Below are 17796 nucleotides of genomic sequence, written 5' to 3'. Positions count from 1 at the left end.
CGCCATGCGGCTCCTCGACACCGTCATCACCCGGCCGATCCTGGCCGCCTCGTTCAATCTCCTGCTGATCGCGGTGGGCATCGGCGCCATCCTGTCGCTGCCGATCCGGGAGTTTCCCGACGTCGATCCGCCCTCGGTCACGGTCAACACGATCTATCGGGGCGCCCAGGCCGAGGTGGTGGAGCGCGAGGTGACGCGCATCATCGAGGAGAACCTGTCGGGCATCGCCGGCATCCGGCAGATCCGATCCACCACGCGCGACGAGAATTCCGACATCGACCTCGAATTCCTCGCCGGCACCGACATCGACGCGGCCGCCGCCGACGTGCGCGACAAGGTCTCGGCGGTGCGCAACGACCTGCCGGACCTCGTGGAGGAGCCGGTGATCGAGAAGGCCTCCGCCGACGACCAGCCGATGATGTATCTCACCGTGCGCTCGGACGAGTACGACACGGCCGCTCTCACCGACCTCGTGGACCGGACGGTGGTGGACGCGATCGGCGCCGTGTCGGGGGTCAGCCAGGTGCAGATCGGCGGCGAGAAGCGATACGCCATGCGCATCTGGCTCGACCGGCGCGCCATGGCCGCGCGAGGCGTGACCGCGGGCGACGTCTCGGCCCGCCTCGAGGCGGAGAACATCGAACTGCCGGCCGGCGAGCTCGAGACCGCCACCCAGGCCATCACGCTCCGCGCCGACACCCGCTTCGCCTCGGCCGACGAGTTCCGCGAGCTCTCCCTGGTGGATCGCGGGGGCCAGCGCGTGCGGCTCGGCGACGTCGCCACCGTCGAGGTGGGGGTGGAGGACCGCAATTCCGGCTTCCGCGTCGACGGGGGGGACGCCATCTCGCTCGGCGTGGTGCGCCAATCCAACGCCAACACGCTGGAGATCGCGCAAGGGGTGATCCGCGAGCTGGAATCGGTGCGCGGCCAGATCCCCGCATCGGTGGAGATCGCCGTCGGCTACAACGAGGCCGTGTTCATCCGCGAAAACCTTGCCAACGTCGCCTCCACCCTCCTCCAGACGGTGGCGGTGATCGTGGTGGTGATCTTCGTGTTCCTGGGCTCGGTGCGCTCCACCGTGATTCCGGCGGCCACCATTCCCGCCTCGGTGATCCCGGCGGCGATCGTGGCGGTGGCGCTCGGCTTCTCCTTGAACGCGCTCACCATCCTCGCGGTGATCCTGGCGATCAGCCTGTGCACGGACGACGCGGTGGTCATCATGGAAAACATCCGGCGTCGCCAGCAGGCGGGCGAGCCGCTGCTCTTGGCGGCCGCGCGCGCCACGCGCCAGGTCGGCTTCGCGGTGTTCGCCAGCGCGCTGGTGCTGATCGCGGTGATCCTGCCGCTGGCCTTCCTGGGCGGCAACGTGGGCCTTCTGTTCCGCGAGTTCGCGGTGGTTCTGGCGGCCATCGTCGCCTTCTCCACTACGGCGGCGCTGACGCTCGCGCCGATGCTGTCCTCCAAGCTGTTCGCCGACCGGTCCGAGCCGACGCGGATGGAGCGCTTCGTGGGCGCGAGGCTGGAACGGCTCGGGCGCGGCTACAAGCGGGTGCTCGGCGCCGCCGTGCGGCACGTCTGGCTGACCTTGCTGGCCGGGCTCGCCTTCGCGGGCATCGGCGTCCTCGCCTTCGGCGCGGTGCCTGCCGAGCTCGCCCCCGACGAGGACCGCGGCGCCATCATCGTGCGGGCCGAGGGGCCGGAAGGCGCCTCACCGGCCTACATGTCCGAGAAGATGCGCGCGCTGGAGGCGGTCGTGCGCCGCGCCAACGGCGAGGACGGCCCGCTGCGCGCCATCCTCACCGTCCTGTCGCCCGGCCGCACCGGCCAGGGCCAGCCGACGGTCGGCATCCTGATCGTGCAGCTCCGGGACTGGGCCGACCGCGACGAGACGCAGATGGCGTTCCAGGAGCGCCTCCAGGACGAGCTGCCCGCCGTGACGGGCGTGCGTGCCTTCGCGATCAACCCGAACGGGCTCGGTCAGGGCGGCGGGCGGCCCGTGTCCATAGTGGTGAAGGGGCCGGACCGGGCGGTGCTCGACGCCTGGTCGCAGCGGATCGTGGAGGCCGGCCGCTCGATCCCGGGCCTCGTCAATCTCGATTCCGACTACGACGACACCAAACCGCAGATCCGCGTCGGGCTGGACCGCTCGCGCGCCTCGGCGCTGGGCGTGGACGCGCGCGCCATCGGCGAGACCCTCCAGATCATGTTCGGCGAGGCCGAGGTCACGCGCTACGTGGAGCGCGGCGAGGAATACGAGGTCATCCTCCAGGCCCGCGCCGACGACCGGCTGACGCCGGGCGACATCGACAACGTCTTCGTGCGGGCCGGCGGCGGCGAGCTGATCCCCCTGTCCAGCGTGGTGACCCGCGAGGAGACGGGCACCGTGCGCGAGCTGGAACGGCTGGACCGCCAGCCCTCCATCACGATCGGCGCCAACCTCTCGCCCCGCCTCTCGCTCGGCGACGCGCTCGGGCAGCTCGAGCGGATCGCGCGGGACACGCAGCCGGCCGGCACCGAGATCGCCTATACCGGCCAGAGCCTCGACTTCCAGGAGACCGGCTCGGCGGTCCTCTTCATCCTCGCGATGATCCTGGTGCTGGTCTACCTGCTGCTCGCCGGACAGTTCGAGAGCTTCGTCCATCCGCTGGTGATTCTGATAGCCGCGCCCGCCGCGCTGGCCGGGGGCGTGCTGATCCTCTGGGCGATGGGTCAGACGCTGAACATCTACAGCCAGATCGCCATGCTCCTGCTGATCGGGCTGGTCGCCAAGAACGCGATCCTCCTGGTGGAGTTCGCCAACCAGCTCCGCGAGGAAGGCGCCGAGCCGTTCGAGGCGGCGGTGGAGGCGGCGGGCCAGCGGCTGCGCCCGATCCTGATGACGACGCTCGCCACCATCCTGGGCGCCGTGCCGCTTCTCCTGGAATCGGGCGCGGGCGCGGAGGCCCGCACCACGGTCGGCGCCGTGATCGCCGCCGGAACCACGCTCGGAACCGCGCTGACGCTGTTCGTGGTGCCGGCGCTCTACGTCCTCCTGTCGCGCTTCTCGCCCCCGCGCAACGCCCTGGAGGCCGAGCTCGGCAGGCTGGAGCGCGAGCACCCCGCCGAGGGGCGGGCCGAGCCGGCGGAGTAGCCGGCCGAACGCGCCGTCAGCGGGCCCGCGCCTTGAGCCAGCGGTCGAAGGCGACGGCCAGAATCAGGATCAGCCCGATCACCACCTGCTGGGTGTAGGAGGAGACGTTGTTGAGCACGAGCCCGTTCACCAGAACCCCGATCAGCGCCGCGCCGATCACCGTGCCGCCCACCGTGCCGACGCCGCCGAAAAGGCTGGTGCCGCCGATCACCACGGCGGAGATCACGGTCAGCTCGTAGCCGATGCCCGCCACGGCCTCCGCCGAGTTGAGGCGTGCCGCGAGCACGAACGCGGCGAGGCCGCAGAAGAAGCCGACGATCAGGTAGACCGAGACGAGGATCGCGTCGACCTTGAGACCCGACAGGCGCGCGGCCTCCGCGTTGCCGCCGACCGCGTAGACCGCCCGGCCGTAGCGGGTGTAGCGCAGCACCAGATGGCACAGGAGGGCGGCCGCGGCGAAGATGACGACAGGCACGGGCACCGGCCCGACGAGACCCGTGCCGAACCACCGCATGGAGGCGTCGAACCCGGAGATCGGCCCGCCGTTGGAGAGGGTCAGCGTCAGGCCGCGGAAGATCGTCAGGCCGCCGAGCGTCACAACGAAGGGCGGAACCTTCAGCCGGGTGATGGCGAGACCCTGGATGGCGCCGCACAGCGTGCCCACGCACAGGGCCGCCAGCAGCGCCGCGAACCAGCCGTAGCCGCCCGCCGCCGCCCCGCCCAGCGACAACGTGTTGGCCGCCCCGCCCTTGGCCACGATCGCCGCCGCCATGCCCGCCAGCGCCACCAGCGAACCGACCGACAGGTCGATGCCGGCGGTCAGGATCACGAAGGTCATGCCGAGCGCGATCAGGCCGGTGATCGAGATCTGGCGCATGACGTTGAACAGGTTGGTGGGATTCAGGAAGTTCGGGTTCACCAGCGCGAACACCGCCATCAGCACCAGGAGGAACAGCAGCGGCCCGAAGGTCTTGAGGACGCGGAAGAGATTGACCGGGCGACGCCGCGCCGCCTCGTCGATCGCGCTCATGGGCGGGCCTCCTTCGGGCGGCTCAGCGCCATCAGCGCCATCAGGGATTCCTCGCTGGCGCGGTGCGCCGGCATCTCGCCGGTGACCCGGCCTTCGCGCATGGTGACGATCCGGTCGCTCACCGCCAGGATCTCGGGTAGCTCGGACGAGATCACGAGCACGGCGATGCCGCGCGCGGCGAGCGCGACCAGGATCTGGTGCACCTCGGCCTTGGCCCCAACGTCGACGCCGCGCGTCGGTTCGTCGACGATCAGGATCTTGGGATCGCGCGCCAGCCAGCGGGCGAGGACCACCTTCTGCTGGTTGCCGCCGGACAGGCCGGCGATGAGCTGGTCGGGGCCCGCCATGCGGATGTTGAGCGCCTTGCGATAGGCCGCGAGGTCCCGGCTCTCGCGGCCCTCGGCCATGAAGCCGAGGGCGCCGGCGTAGGCCGCGAGGGAGGCGACGGAGAAGTTCGGACGGATGCCGAGCGCGGGGAAGATCGCCTGATGCTTGCGATCCTCCGGCACGAGGCCGATGCCGTGCCCGATCGCCTCGGCCGGCGAGGCCGGGGCGATCGGTCGCCCGTCGAGGCGGATCTGGCCGCCGGCGATCCGGTCGGCGCCGAAGATCGCGCGGGCGAGCTCCGTGCGACCCGACCCGACCAGCCCGGCGATCCCCAGGATCTCGCCGGCCCGCAGGTCGAGATCGACGCCCTTGAGGACGATCGCATGCGGCGCCTCCGGGTTCGGCAGCGTCCGGAGGCCGCGCACCGACAGGCGCACCTCGCCGGCCGGAGCGCGCTCGGCGGGGCGGGCGTAGAGCTCGGACGCGGCGCGCCCGACCATGCGCTCGATCACGGCGGGCACCGGAATGGGATCCCGGTCGCGCCGAAGCTCGCCCGCCAGGCGCCCGTCGCGCAGCACCGTCATCCGGTCGCAGACCTCGGAGGCCTCCTCCAGCCGATGGGTGACGAACATGATCGACACGCCCTCGGCCTTCAGCCGGCGCATGATGTCGAGGAGCCGGGCGACCTCGGCCTCCGAGAGGGCCGAGGTCGGCTCGTCCATGACGATCACGCGCGAGGACAGGCTGAGCGCCCGCGCGATCTCGACCATCTGCTGCTCGGCGACCGAGAGCGCCGAGACCGGGGTCCGCACGTCGAGCCGCAGCCCGACGCGCGCGATCGCCCGACCCGCGACTTCGCGCATGGCGCGCCAGTCCACCAGCCCGAGGCGGTTCACCGGCGCGCGGCCGACGAAGATGGTCTCGGCGACCGAAAGCGTCGGGATCAGCGAGAGCTCCTGGTAGATCGTGACGATCCCCGCCCGCATCGCCTCGCTCGGACTGGCGAAAGCGACCGGCCGGCCGTCGAGCCGGATCTCGCCGCGCGTGGGCGGCTGGACGCCGGACAGGATCTTCAGGAGGGTCGACTTGCCGGCGCCGTTCTCGCCCATCAGGCCGAGGATCTCGCCGGGATGAAGGCGCAGGGACACGCCGTCGAGCGCGCGCACGCCCGAGAAGTCCTTGACGATGCCGCGCATCTCGAGAAGCGGGGCGGCGGCCGGAACGGCCGGCGGGGGAGCGGAAGGCGCCAGCATCGGCGGGCGGCCCGCGCCCGCCCGGCCGACGCCGTGCGGCGTCCGGCCGGGCGCGGGCCTCGTCCTCAGCCGGCCTCGCCCAGGCGCTCGGCCTTGTCGAGATTGTCCTTGCCGATCACGATCGGCGTCAGGAGAACCTGCGACTGCGCCGGCTTGGTGCCGTCGCGGGCGAACTCCACCGCGATGCGCACCGCTGTCCGGGACTGCTCGCCCGGGAACTGCTCCACCGTGCCGGCCAGCTTGCCGTCGCGCACGGCCGCCAGCGCCTCCGGCAGGGCGTCGAAGCCGTAGATCAGCACGTCCGTATGGCCCGCGGCCTCGCAGGCCTCCATCGCGCCCAGCGCCATGTCGTCGTTGGCGCAGACGATCACGTCCGGCTTTCCGTGGGCGGTCAGGCCGGCCTCGGTCACCGAAAGGGCCTCGGCGCGGGCGAAGTTGGCGGTCTGCTCGAAGACGATCTGGTACTTGTCTTGGCCGTCCAGCACGGCGTGGACGCCCTTGTTGCGGTCGATCGCCGGGCCGGCGCCCGGCTGGCCCTGGAGGTGGAAGATCTTGGCGCCGTCCGGTTTGGCGGCGATGATGGCGTTGGCCTGCGCCTCGCCGCCCTTGGCGTTGTCGGCGCCGACATGGGCGAGGATGCCCTCCACCCCGTCCACGCGCCGGTCGATCGTCACCACCGGGATGCCGGCCTGCACGGCCTGTTCCACCGCCGGGGCGAGCGAGTTCACGTCCAGCGGCGAGATGACGATGGCGTCGACCTTCTGGACCACGGCGGCCTCGACGTCGCCCGTCTGCTTGGGCGCCGAGTTCTGGCCGTCGCTCTCGATCAGCGTGATGCCGCCGATCGACTGGGCCTCCGCCTTGATCTGGTTCAGCATGTGGACGAAGAACGGAAAGCTGAGGCTCGGCACGGAGCCGAGGATCGTCAGCTCGGCGCCCTGCGCCAGACTTCTTCCGGCGCCGAGGGCGACCACGCCCAGGGCAGCCGACGACAACAGGAACGAACGCCTGTTCATGATCTGTATCCTCCCGGTTCGGCCATCGCCCCCCGCTCTCCGGCGGTTCGGTGCAAGGCGCGGTCACGGTATCACGCGCGCCTGGGCGTGCAAGACGCGCAGCAGCCGGGCGTGCGTGAGAGCGCGTGGCCGCGCAAAGATCGGCCGGAGCGCTCCGTTCAGCGGGAGGGCCGCGTGAGAAGATAGGCGGCGACGCAGGCGAGGATCGCCGCGACACCCGCCACGACGAAGCGGGGAGCTCCGGACCACGCCAGGATCCCGAGGCTTGCGCCCATGGACAGGACGGCCAGGACCTTGGCGCGGCGCGGCACCGCCCGACGCTCGCGCCAGTTGACGAGGAGCGGCCCGAGCCTTGGATGGGTCTCTATCCGCGCGGCGAGTTCCGGCGATCCGCGCGCGGCCGCCCAGGCGGCCAGAAGCAGGAAGGGCGTGGCCGGCAGGCCCGGCAGCACCACGCCGGCGAGCGCCAGGAGAAGCGACACCGAGGCGAGGGCATGGAAGGCGAGGCGGCGCAGACGGCCGCCTTTCGGCGCGTGACCCGACGCGCCGATGGCCCCCTGCCCCTCCGTGTCGTCGGGGGGCGCGGTCAGCGGACCCGCCGCCACGAGGCTCGGGCCCGCCGGCGCACGCGTCAGGACGTCGATCCGGGCCGGTTCCGAGGCGCGGGCGCTTCGGCGAAGCCGACGTCCAGCACCTCGATCAGGCCCTTCAGGTGATGGCGCACCTCCGGATTGTCGATCCGGCTCAGCGCCGCCGACAGCGTCTGCGCACCGGACGCCTCCGGGGCGCACTCGCCGTCGCCTGGGCCGAGCCCCGCGAAGAAATAACCGGGCTCGACCTGGAACAGAAGCGACAGGTTGTAGAGTCGACTGGCGCTCAGGCGGTTTTCGCCGCTCTCGTACTTTCGGATCTGCTGATAGGTCAGCCCGAGGTTCCGACCGACCCCGCCCAGCGTCATGCCGCGACGCTCGCGCACGGCCCGCAGCCGATTTCCGATGTGCACATCGACGGGATCTTTGCTGGTCACCAGGAACTCTGCAGCGTGAGACATGCCCGGTACCGGAACGGGTCCGCGCGGGCATGCCCGACCGCGACCCATCGACAAGATCGATCGAGCGCAGCCGGAATGGATGGAGGGAAGGCAGCCGACGTCCGTCGCCGGCCCTTAGATACCGGGTGAACTCGGCCGACCGAGATTCGTTCCCGGCAAAGATAACGTTGCGTCACGGCCCAGGAGTTAAGGCCGCGACGTGGCGGAACTGCGACAATCCATGGATCACATCGGCGGGATCGGGCGTTGGGCGATGGGGAACGCCGCCAACGCTCGAGGGGAGCCAGCATGAAGTCCGCCGCCCGCCGCCCACGTCGCCTCCGCCTGCAGACCGGCGACATCGTCGTCGGCGCCGCCTCGCTCGGACTTCTGGGCGCCATCGGCCTGTTTGCCAGCCGCTCGCCGCCCGACGACGACGACGACGACCTGCGTGGCGACCTCGGGGCCGGTCTCGGGGCGGGGTCGGCGAAGGGCGGCTTCCGGGACGAGGGCGTCGGCCACGCCGACGCGTCGGCCGTCATGGAAGGCGGGCGTGGGCGCAGGGCCGAGCATCCCGGCCAGATTCCGGCGCGGGGCTGGAAGGACGTCCTGTGGCGGACGGTGCAGGAATTTTCCGCCGACCGGCTGATGCTGGTCTCGGCCGGCGTCACCTTCTACGTGCTGCTCGCTTTGTTCCCCGCGATTACGGCCATGGTGTCGATCTACGGCCTGTTCACCGACGCCTCCAACTTCGGTGACCAGATGCGCCTCCTGTCCGGCTTCCTGCCCGGCGGCGCCATGGACATCATCTCGGAGCAGATGGCGCGCGTCGCATCCAAGGGCGACGCGAAGCTGGGCTTCGGCCTCGTGTTCGGTCTCGGGCTCGCGCTGTGGAGCGCCAATGCCGGCATGAAGACGCTCTTCGACGCGCTCAACATCGTCTACGAGGAGGAAGAGAAGCGCAGCTTCGTCCGGCTGACGCTGGTGTCCCTGTTCTTCACGCTCTGCGCCATCGTCTTCCTGATCCTGGCGCTGGCAGCCGTGGTGGTCCTTCCCATCGCGCTGGAATTCGTGGGACTGGGCGGGGTCGAACCCTGGCTCCTGTTCCTGCGCTGGCCGCTGCTTCTCGCGGTGGTGGTGGGTGGACTGTCGATCGTCTACCGGTACGGGCCGAGCCGGGCGCGAGCGCGCTGGCGCTGGGTCACGCCCGGAGCGGGCCTCGCCGCCCTGCTCTGGGTGATCTTCTCCATCGCCTTTTCTTGGTACGCCCAGAACTTCGGCAACTACGACGAGACCTACGGATCGCTCGGCGCGGCGATCGGCTTCATGACATGGATCTGGGTCTCCACCATGGTCGTGCTCGTGGGCGCCGAACTCGACGCGGAGCTGGAGCATCAGACGACGCACGATTCCACCACCAGCCCGCCCCGGCCGATGGGCCGGCGCGGCGCGACCATGGCCGACACGCTGGGCGAGGCGCAGGGCTGAACGCGCGGCGCGGTCCATGGCGCACGGCGTGACGCTGGGCCTTGCCCCGACGGGTGGCGGAGCGTAGGGGAAAGGTGACCCTGAAACTCCACATAGCCGCCCGATGCCTCGACCAAAGCTCCATCGCCGGGCCCTTCTCGCCGGACTGATCGCCGCCGCCGGCCTGCCCCGCGCGGTGCCGGCCGCCGCGCCCTTTCCGCGACGCATCGCCTGCTTCGACTACGCGCTGGCCGAAACCCTGCTGCTTCTGGGGGTCGAGCCGGTGGCCGTGATGTCGGCGGCGGACTGGCCGACCTGGACGGGCGAGCCCCCCCTGCCCCCCGGCGTCGCCGATCTCGGCGCTTCGCAGGAACCCAACCTCGAACGGTTGGCCGCCATCCGGCCCGACCTCATCCTGTCGACCGACTACACCGCGATGGTCGAGCCCGCCGCCGCGCGCATCGCGCCGGTGGAGCGGCTCAGCATCTACGGCGCGGCGTCCGACCCGCTGCCGCGGGCGCGCGAGGTGACGCTCGCGCTCGGTGACATGCTCGGGCTGGCGCACCGTGCGGCCGACGCCGTCGCGGGGGTGGATGCGCAGATGGCGGCGCTGCGCGACCGGCTTCCGCCGAACCCGCCGCCGCTTCTCATGGTGGCCTTCATGGACACGCGCCATGCCCGCGTCTTCGGCCGCGCCAGCCTGTTCGGCAACGCGGTGGAACAGATCGGGCTGCGGAACGCCTATCCGGGCGAAGTGAACCCCTGGGGCTTCGCCACGGTGGGCGTGGAGGAGCTGGCGCCCTTCGCCGACGCCTTCCTCCTGTCGATCGACCCCGCTCCCGCCGACACGTGGCCGACGCTGGCACGCAGTCCACTCTGGACCGAGCTGCCCTTCGTGCGCGAGGGACGTGTGCGACGGTTGGCGCCGGTGCTCACCTTCGGCGCGATGTCGTCGGCCGCGCGATGCGCCCGGCTGGTGACCGAGGCGCTGGCGGAGCAGGCGGCATGAGCGCCACGGCGCTGCCGCGCCCGCGAGGCGGCCTGCTTCTCCTGGCGCTCGGTCTGCCGGCGCTGGCGCTGGCGGCCTTCGTGGTGTCCGGCCCGCTCGCAGCCCTCGTCCGGATGCCGGCGGCGGAGGGCTACGACGTCGGCCGCATGGTGCTTCTCTACGCCACCCTGCCCCGGTTCGCGATGGCCGTCCTGTGCGGCGCCGCGCTGGCCGCCTCCGGCGCCTTCATGCAACAGGCCTTGCGCAACCCTTTGGCCTCGCCGACGACGCTCGGCGTCGAGGCCGGCGGCCGGCTGGCCCTCGCGCTCGCCACGCTCGTCGCCCCCGGCTTGTTCGGCTGGGGCCGCGACCTCGTGACCCTGGCCGGCTGCGGCGCCGCGGCGCTCCTGGTGTTCGCGCTGGTGCGCCGGCGGCATTTCGCGGCCGTCTCGCTGATTCTCGCCGGACTGGTGGTCGGCCTCTATGCCGGCGCCCTGTCCGCGCTTCTGACCCTTCTCAACGACCGGTACCTCGCCAGCCTGTTCATCTGGGGATCGGGGTCGCTGTCGCAGCAGGGCTGGGACCCGTTCTGGGCCTTGTCCGCGCGCCTCGCTCTCCTGGTCCCGCCCGCGCTCCTGCTGATCCGCCCGCTCGGCCTTCTCGACCTCGACGACGCCAGCGCGCGCGCGCGCGGCCTCGACCCCGCCCGGCTGCGCGGACTGGCCGTGCTGCTGGCCGTGGCGATCTCGGCCTTCACCGTGAGCGCGGTGGGCGTGATCGGCTTCGTCGGGCTCGTCGCCCCGCTGCTGGCGCGGCTGTCGGGCGCCCGATCCTTCGGGGGGCGTCTGGCGCTGTCGGTGGGGCTCGGCGCGGCGATCCTCCTCCTGACGGACGCGGCCCTCCAGGCGGTGCCCACCCCTTCCGGCACCTTCCTGCCGACGGGCGCGGTCACAGCGATCATCGGCGCGCCGCTCCTGCTCCTGCTCCTGCCGCGTCTGGCCGCCGCCGACCGGGCACCGATCCCGGCCGAACCTGCCGTCCGGCAAAAGCTCGGCCCCCCACGCCCCGGCCGGCGCATCCTGCTGGCCCTTCTCCTTCTGGCCGGCCTCGCGGCTGTGGCCCTCTTCGTCGGCCCCGATCCGGTGACCGGGCGCTGGGGGCTCCTGTCGCCCGCGCTGTTTTCCGAGATCCTGCCGCTGCGCTGGCCGCGCATGGTCGGCGCGGGTGCGGCGGGCGCGATGCTGGGGACGGCGGGCCTGCTGCTGCAGCGCCTCACCGGCAACGAGATGGCGAGCCCGGAAGTGCTGGGCGTCGGCGCGGGCGCCGCCTTCGCCGCCGCGGTGGTCCTGTTTCTCCTGGCCGCGCCCGGCCCGGCGGCGATGGGCACGGCGGCCGTGGCCGGCAGCCTCGGCGTGATGGCCGCCGTGCTCGCCTTCGGCCGGCGCTCCGGCTTCCAGCCCGAGCGCGTTCTTCTGGCCGGCATCGCCCTGAACGCCCTTCTGGACGCCGTGGTCGGCCTCCTGTCGGCGAGCGGCGACCCGCGCGCGCTGATGCTGTTCGGCTGGATGGCCGGCTCCACCAGCGGCATGACGCCGGCGGCGGCGCTCGGCGCCGGGGCAACGGCGGCGACCCTGGTGCTGCTCGCCGCACTGGCCGCCCGCCCGCTCGCCATCCTGCCGCTCGGCACCCCCGTCTCGCGCGCGCTCGGCGTGCCGCTGGGGCGGACGCGGCTCGCCCTGTTCGCCCTGGCCGCGCTGCTGACGGCGGCCGCCACGCCGATCGCCGGTCCGCTGACCTTCGTCGGGCTGATGGCACCCCACCTCGCCCGCCTCCTCGGCGTCCGGCTCCCGATCCCGGCGCTTGCCGTGAGTGCCCTGTCGGGCGGGACGCTCCTGATCCTCGCCGACTGGCTCGGGCGCACGCTCGCCTTTCCCTGGACCCTGCCGACCGGCATCGTGGCGGCCCTCGTCGGCGCCCCCTGCCTGATGCTGCTTCTCGCACGCGGGACACACGCCCGATGAACCACGTCTCAGCCCCGCCCCGCCCCGCTCTCGCCTTCGCACTGGAGGACGCGTCCTTCGCGGTTCCCGGCCGCGTGCTTCTCGAACCGCTCACCCTCGACCTGCCGCCGGGGCGCGTCGTCGGGCTGGTCGGCCACAACGGGTCGGGCAAGTCGACGCTGCTGAAGCTCCTCGCCCGGCAGGAACGGCCGACCTCGGGGCATGTGCGCTTCGGCGGGCGCGAGCTCGGCGCCTGGGGCGAGCGCGACTTCGCCCGCCACGTCGCCTACCTGCCGCAGACGACGCCGCCCGCGCCCGGCCTCCTGGTGCGCGAGCTCGCCGCCCTCGGGCGGTATCCCTGGCACGGGCCGTTCGGGCGCTTCTCCGCAGCCGACCGCGCCCATGTCGAGGAGGCCCTGGAGGCGACCGGCACCCTGCCTTTCGCCGACCGGCCGGTGGACGCCCTGTCCGGCGGCGAGCGCCAACGTGCCTGGCTCGCCATGCTGGTGGCCCAGGACGCCGGCTGCCTGCTCCTGGACGAGCCGATCTCGGCGCTCGACGTCGCCCACCAGATCGAGGTGCTCGGCCTGGTGCGCCGTCTCAGCCACGCGAGGGGCGTCGGCGTGGTGGTGGTGCTGCACGACATCAACATGGCCGCCCGCTTCTGCGACGAGATCGTTGCGCTGAAGGGCGGACGACTGGCGGCGCGCGGTGAACCCGAAGCGGTGGTCACCGCCACGGCACTGGAGCGGATCTACGGCGTGCCCATGGCGATCCTCGCCCATCCCGGCCGGCCCGAGCCGGTGGCGATCCCCCTGTGACGGGAGGACCCCGCAACGGGCCGACCAGATCGTAAGTTAGTTCAACTATAAGTCGATATTAGATGATATCCCATCTTGACGCCTCGTGACCATGCCGATAACTCGCGCCGTCTCAACTCCGGATTGAGTGGCGGTCGTTGGAACGACTGCGGGAGGAACCGTGAGCCGCGCCGTCGCGATATCGCCGAGGGACGACCATCTGCTTCGCACCGTGAAGGGTTCGCAAGCCGCGCCGCACGGAACGTGCGCCCGTCGGAACGTGTTCCGACACCACGTGATCACATCGGACGACTTCGAGAAGCTGACCGAGGCGGCGGACACCCCACACGTGATCCGTCCGCTGGGCCTCCGCACGCCCGAGTTCGACCTGTCCGGGGTCTGCGTGCCCGATCTGGCGATCTGGACCGTCGCCTCGCCTACGGGTCTCGAAAGCGTGCCGGTCGCCGTTCGTGACGCCTTCACGATCCGCATTCCGCTGGATGGCGGCCTGGTCGTCCGATCCGCCGGCCATGAGCGCGAAGTTCCGGTGGGGAGCGCCAGCATCCTCCAGTCCCAGGAGACGCTCGCCACCCGCTTCGAGCCGGGCGCGCACGTTCTGTGCTGTGCCGTGGGCATGCGCGAACTGGCGATCCGCCGCGAGGCACTGGAAGGCGAGCGCGCGCCGTTCGTCCGCTTTCAGCCGACGGTGAAGCTCGAGGGCCCGCGCCTCAACGCGCTCGTGCACACGATCCGTCAGATCGGTGCCCACATGGGCAGCATGGCCGATATGCTGACGGGACCGCTCCTTGTCGATCTCCTCCTGAACCAGATCCTGTCGGCCTGGCCGAGCGACAGCTCGGACGCATCGAGCAACGCCGCGGCCGTCGTGGCGCGTGGTGTGGACTACATCGAGGCTCACCTCGGCGAGGCGCTCACGGTGGGCAGCGTCGCGGCGGCCGCCCGGGTCAGCGTCCGCACGCTCCAGTCGGCCTTCCGGGCCCATACCGGCCGCACGCCCCTCGGCTACATCCTCGACCGCCGCATGGAACGCGCCCATGCCGACCTCCTGGCCAATGGCGGGCGGCTCGCGGTGTCGCAGATCGCCTATCGCTGGGGCTTCCTCCACATGGGCGAGTTCTCGCGGCGCTACCGCCAGCGCTACGGCTGCACGCCCTCGCAGACGAGCCGCCGGGTCGCCTGACGCCGCGACCGGAGGGTGGGGCGGACGAACGACGCTCCGGTCGATTCAGGCCGAACGCCCCGACGAGGCGTCGGCCCCCGCGCGTGGCTCCGCCAGGGCGAGCGCCCGGCCCATCGCCTGCCGGAGGCGCTGCCGGAAGGGGATGTCGTAGAACTGGGTGAGGAGCGGCGTCGCGAGGCAGAAGGCCGCGACGAGGCCGACCATGCCGACCCAGGGCGGAATTCCCGCCTTGCCCGCCGCGAGGCTGCCGATCGAGAGCAGCGAATAATGCAGCGCATAGACCGGATAGGAGATCTCGCCCAGCCATTTCGCACCGAGGAACGACCGGCTGTTCGCCCCGAGGATCAGGAAGGCGGGCGTGAGCACGACCACGAACACGAGGTCGTAGAGCGGGTGCGCGATCGGCGCGGCCAGCGCGGCGAACAAAAGGGCGACCAGGAGATAGGGATTGAGCGTCAGCGCCGGGAAACGTTCGCGCAGACCGTGCAGGAGCAGGCCCATGGAGAACGAGAAGATCACCCGGACCAGGCCGACATGGAAGGTGTCGATCGTGCCGCCGGCGCCGAACAGGCCGGCGTAGGCCACCGGCACGAGGAGGACGCCCGAGACGAGGAGCACGCCGACCAGCGCGCCGCTGGTCAGCAGCCCCACCCACCGCGCATAGGCGAGGTTGGCGATGATCTCGAACATCAGGGACCAGGCCGGCACGTTCAGGAACATGTAGGCGCCGACGATCGGGGTCGGCAGGAGAACGAGGTTGAGCGTGCTGCCGGAGACGAGCTCCTCGATCGACGGCGCCCCCGGATCGCCAAGCAACAGGAGCGCCGCGCCGCGCATGGACGCGAGAAGGAAGCCGAGCAGGAGCACCGGATAGAGCCGCGCGATGCGCAGCATGGTGAATTCGGCGAAGGACATCCCGTCGAGGAGCCGCCTGCGGTAGGCGTGGGCGATCACGAACCCGCTCAGCGCGAAGAAGAAGTCCACCGCGAGGTAGCCGGACGGCGCCCTCAGGTGGGGCACTGCGGCGATGTGGTAGAGCACGACGGCGAGCGCCGCGACGCCGCGCATGCCGTCGAGCGCCAGGTAGTGCCGCGTCATGGCGTGGCGGCCTTTCCCGCGAGGTTGCCCTCCGTCGCCCCGAAGCGGCGCGGCGCCCCCCGCACCCGCGACGGTGCCGCCGGCGGGCGGGCCGCCGCCTCGTTCCGGTGGGTGCCGCAGGCGGCGAACATGCCGACCAGCACGAGGAGGAAATGGGTGGGGGTGGCCAGCGCGTTGTCGGTGATCGAGATGGCGAGGAAGCCCGCCAGCGCGAAGAGCGGGACGGGGTCCCGCCCGCCCCATATCGTCTTCGTGTACCAGACCGTCGCGACCAGGAGGATGTAGAAGACCCAGACCCCGACATGGCCGAGTTCGACCAGGAGCCGCAGGTAGTCGTTGTGCGCGGCCATCGAGGAGAACAGGATGTAGATCTCGCGCGGCGTCGACCAGTACTGGTGGCCGAAGCCGATGCCGAAGTCGGGATACCTGGCCGAGAGCTCCTCCAGCCACGGCCACATGATCTCGCGCCCGCTCAGCCCGCTGCCCGACATGCGCGCCGCGTAGCGCACGTAGGCGATCGGCCCGATCACGCAGGCCGCCGCGACGCCGGCCGCGATGCCGGTGATCTTCTGGCTCGCGGTGCGCCGTTTGGAGAACAGGAAGGCCAGACCGCACACGCCGACCGCCACCGCGAGGGCGACGCGCGCACCGGTCGCGATCATCACGCCTGCGTTCAGCAGGAGGAGGATATAGTAGCGGGGTCGTCCGAGTTCCGTCAGGAGCAAGGAGGCCAGCATGCCCGACATGGCGAACCCACCGAGGAACGCGGCGTTGAGGGAACCGGAGAAACGGTTCTGCCCCGTGTTGAACTCGACCGGGAAGGCGGTGCGCAGTCCCGCAACCTGGTACATGAGCCCGAGGACGGAACAGGCGACGGCGAACCAGGCCGCCGAGATCAGGACCGTGTCCCGGTCGGCGGCGGTGGGCCGCGCCGACAGGAGCAGGTAGATCAGCATGTATTGGTTCAGGGCGTTGAGCAGATAGGACCACTGGAAGTCCGGGTAGTCGGTCATCGACCCCAGGAAGAAGATCATCACGGTGACGATCAGGAGATTGGCCAGCGCGAAGGGGTTCAACTCCCGGCCGACCAGGAACAGCGCGCCTGCCAGCAGGAACAGCGACTTCACCAGCGCGTTCGCCGCCTCGATCTTGAAGAGGTCGCCGAGGTTCAGGATGAAGGCCGCGTAGGCGGCCAGATACATCAGTCGGAATGGCATCGCTGGCCGGCCCTGCGTCGCGTTCGGGTGGACACTGCCCGATCGGCGTGTCCGCCACAAGGCGGTGCACCGCAACATGCCGCGCTGGACCGTCGGGCGGTGCCTGGTCCCGCACGGGGTTGGGAAGCGGGACGGGGTCGCAGATCCCGGCCTCTGACCCCCGCGGAGATGGAGGCGCCGCGTGCGGGTCGGGCGAGCAGGATGCGGTCGTCGGCGAGCGCGACGCTCTTGTCGATGAAGGCGATGTCCTGGGCTGCGGCCGAACCGGTGCCGTCGGCGTCGCACAGCAGGGAGCCGGTGGCCGTGTCGCGGATCACCCGCGCATGGTCGGCCGTCGCCTCGGCGCCGATCGAGAAGTCCGAGGCGTCGACGATCGCGTCGACACGGCTGCCCGCCTGCGCTGTGACGTCCCCCGAGGCGGGGAGCAGGCGGTCGGATACGGTTTCGTCGCCGAGACGGGTGCTCGCGCGGCCCCCGGTCGGCTCGACCGGCACGTCTGCGCGCGCTCCGGTTCGCGGTCCATTCGATAGGATTGGGAGGCTTGCGCCGCGTCCGGGCTCGGCCCGGTTCGGCTCGCGACCGCGTCAGGACGAGGACGAGGCCCCCGTCGCGGCTGCGGCGCGCGCTTCCCGCACGCGGACCTCCTCCGCCTCCCACAGCGCGTTGCCGGTCGCGTTGGCACTGGGAAAGCGCCCGTAGGGACCGACCTCGACGTCGCTGCGGATGATCCGCGCCGGGTTGCCGGCGACGACGGAGCGGGGCGGCACGTCCTTGGTGACGACGCTGCCCGAGCCGACGATGCTGCCGTCGCCGATCTGGATGCCCGGCAGGATGATGCTACGGGCGCCGATGAAGCAATGTCGGCCGATGCGGGTGTGGAGATAGAGGCCGCGCGTCATGTCGTGCGTGAGGATCGCGGCATCGAACGCCACGTAGCTGCGCTCGCCGACATGCACGCCACGCGGAAACGTCTTGTCGAAGCGCGCGCTCAAGGAGAAATTGGCCGTGGGATGGATATCCATCTGCCAGACGCGGCAGTAGATCCACCACTTCGACCGGACGATCAGCTTGCGGATCCCGAGGAAGCGGTTGAGGCTGGGTAGCGTTCGCGCCTTGGACATACCTATTCCGTTCTCCAGCTTGGCATCCCTGCCGCGCCCCCGAACTCGACCGGCGCGGGAAACGCCGCCGGGCTGCGGCATCGAGGATGCTGCATCGCAATGACGACGGTTCTAGCCG

The 17796-nt window shown here is 71.4% G+C and carries 15 protein-coding genes; 6 read left to right on the top strand and 9 right to left on the bottom strand.

The window, feature by feature from the left end:
• Nucleotides 1-4: 4 nt before the first annotated feature.
• On the top strand, nt 5-3130 hold the full coding sequence (locus tag D3218_RS17070; protein WP_119541286.1) for an efflux RND transporter permease subunit: 3126 nt from the start codon (nt 5-7) through the stop codon (nt 3128-3130).
• Between the two features lie 16 nt (nt 3131-3146).
• Here D3218_RS17070 and D3218_RS17065 read toward each other — a convergent pair whose 3' ends face one another.
• The 5 genes from D3218_RS17065 to D3218_RS17045 form a co-directional block, all read right to left on the bottom strand.
• Nucleotides 3147-4160: an ABC transporter permease gene (locus tag D3218_RS17065; RefSeq protein ID WP_119541285.1), complete on the bottom strand. Its 1014-nt coding sequence runs from the start codon at nt 4158-4160 to the stop codon at nt 3147-3149.
• Nucleotides 4157-5740 carry a sugar ABC transporter ATP-binding protein gene (locus D3218_RS17060; protein WP_119541284.1) on the bottom strand — a complete coding sequence of 528 codons (1584 nt, stop codon included), beginning with the start codon at nt 5738-5740 and terminating at the stop codon, nt 4157-4159. The genes D3218_RS17065 and D3218_RS17060 overlap by 4 nt, the downstream gene beginning before the upstream one ends.
• A gap of 65 nt (nt 5741-5805) precedes the next feature.
• Nucleotides 5806-6756, bottom strand: a complete 951-nt coding sequence (locus tag D3218_RS17055) for a substrate-binding domain-containing protein (RefSeq protein WP_119541283.1) — start codon at nt 6754-6756, stop codon at nt 5806-5808.
• Between the two features lie 158 nt (nt 6757-6914).
• Entirely contained in the window at nt 6915-7361 is a 447-nt protein-coding gene (locus D3218_RS17050; RefSeq protein WP_210209700.1) for a YbaN family protein, read from the bottom strand.
• Nucleotides 7362-7387: 26 nt separating this feature from the next.
• Nucleotides 7388-7759 (bottom strand): helix-turn-helix domain-containing protein, encoded by a 372-nt coding sequence (locus D3218_RS17045; RefSeq protein ID WP_168990578.1) that lies wholly within the window; start codon nt 7757-7759, stop codon nt 7388-7390.
• Between the two features lie 336 nt (nt 7760-8095).
• Here D3218_RS17045 and D3218_RS17040 point away from each other — a divergent pair, with 336 nt between their 5' ends.
• The 5 genes from D3218_RS17040 (at nt 8096) to D3218_RS17020 (ending at nt 14242) form a co-directional block, all read left to right on the top strand.
• Nucleotides 8096-9274: a YihY/virulence factor BrkB family protein gene (locus D3218_RS17040; RefSeq protein ID WP_119541281.1), complete on the top strand. Its 1179-nt coding sequence runs from the start codon at nt 8096-8098 to the stop codon at nt 9272-9274.
• 103 nt (nt 9275-9377) lie between these two features.
• Nucleotides 9378-10262, top strand: a complete 885-nt coding sequence (locus D3218_RS17035) for an ABC transporter substrate-binding protein (protein WP_119541280.1) — start codon at nt 9378-9380, stop codon at nt 10260-10262.
• A complete protein-coding gene (gene fhuB / locus D3218_RS17030) occupies nt 10259-12262 on the top strand; it encodes a Fe(3+)-hydroxamate ABC transporter permease FhuB (protein WP_119541279.1) in 2004 nt (667 codons plus the stop codon). Before D3218_RS17035 ends, fhuB begins: the two co-directional genes overlap by 4 nt.
• On the top strand, nt 12259-13062 hold the full coding sequence (locus tag D3218_RS17025; protein WP_119541278.1) for an ATP-binding cassette domain-containing protein: 804 nt from the start codon (nt 12259-12261) through the stop codon (nt 13060-13062). Before fhuB ends, D3218_RS17025 begins: the two co-directional genes overlap by 4 nt.
• A gap of 274 nt (nt 13063-13336) precedes the next feature.
• On the top strand, nt 13337-14242 hold the full coding sequence (locus D3218_RS17020; RefSeq protein ID WP_168990577.1) for an AraC family transcriptional regulator: 906 nt from the start codon (nt 13337-13339) through the stop codon (nt 14240-14242).
• Between the two features lie 45 nt (nt 14243-14287).
• Here D3218_RS17020 and D3218_RS17015 read toward each other — a convergent pair whose 3' ends face one another.
• The 4 genes from D3218_RS17015 to D3218_RS17005 form a co-directional block, all read right to left on the bottom strand.
• Entirely contained in the window at nt 14288-15340 is a 1053-nt protein-coding gene (locus D3218_RS17015; protein WP_168990576.1) for an acyltransferase family protein, read from the bottom strand.
• Nucleotides 15337-16557, bottom strand: coding sequence for an O-antigen ligase family protein (locus tag D3218_RS17010; protein WP_168990575.1), 1221 nt, complete (start codon nt 16555-16557; stop codon nt 15337-15339). The genes D3218_RS17015 and D3218_RS17010 overlap by 4 nt, the downstream gene beginning before the upstream one ends.
• The gene (locus tag D3218_RS19585; RefSeq protein WP_136625130.1) at nt 16542-17051 is read right to left on the bottom strand and encodes a hypothetical protein; all 510 of its coding nucleotides are present in this window, start codon (nt 17049-17051) and stop codon (nt 16542-16544) included. The genes D3218_RS17010 and D3218_RS19585 overlap by 16 nt, the downstream gene beginning before the upstream one ends.
• A 90-nt stretch (nt 17052-17141) precedes the next feature.
• On the bottom strand, nt 17142-17678 hold the full coding sequence (locus tag D3218_RS17005; RefSeq protein ID WP_119541274.1) for an acyltransferase: 537 nt from the start codon (nt 17676-17678) through the stop codon (nt 17142-17144).
• Between the last annotated feature and the right edge of the window lie 118 nt (nt 17679-17796).

The organism is Aureimonas flava, from assembly GCF_003583935.1.
Lineage (GTDB): Bacteria > Pseudomonadota > Alphaproteobacteria > Rhizobiales > Rhizobiaceae > Aureimonas > Aureimonas flava.
This window is presented reverse-complemented; position numbering and strand designations above follow the sequence as displayed.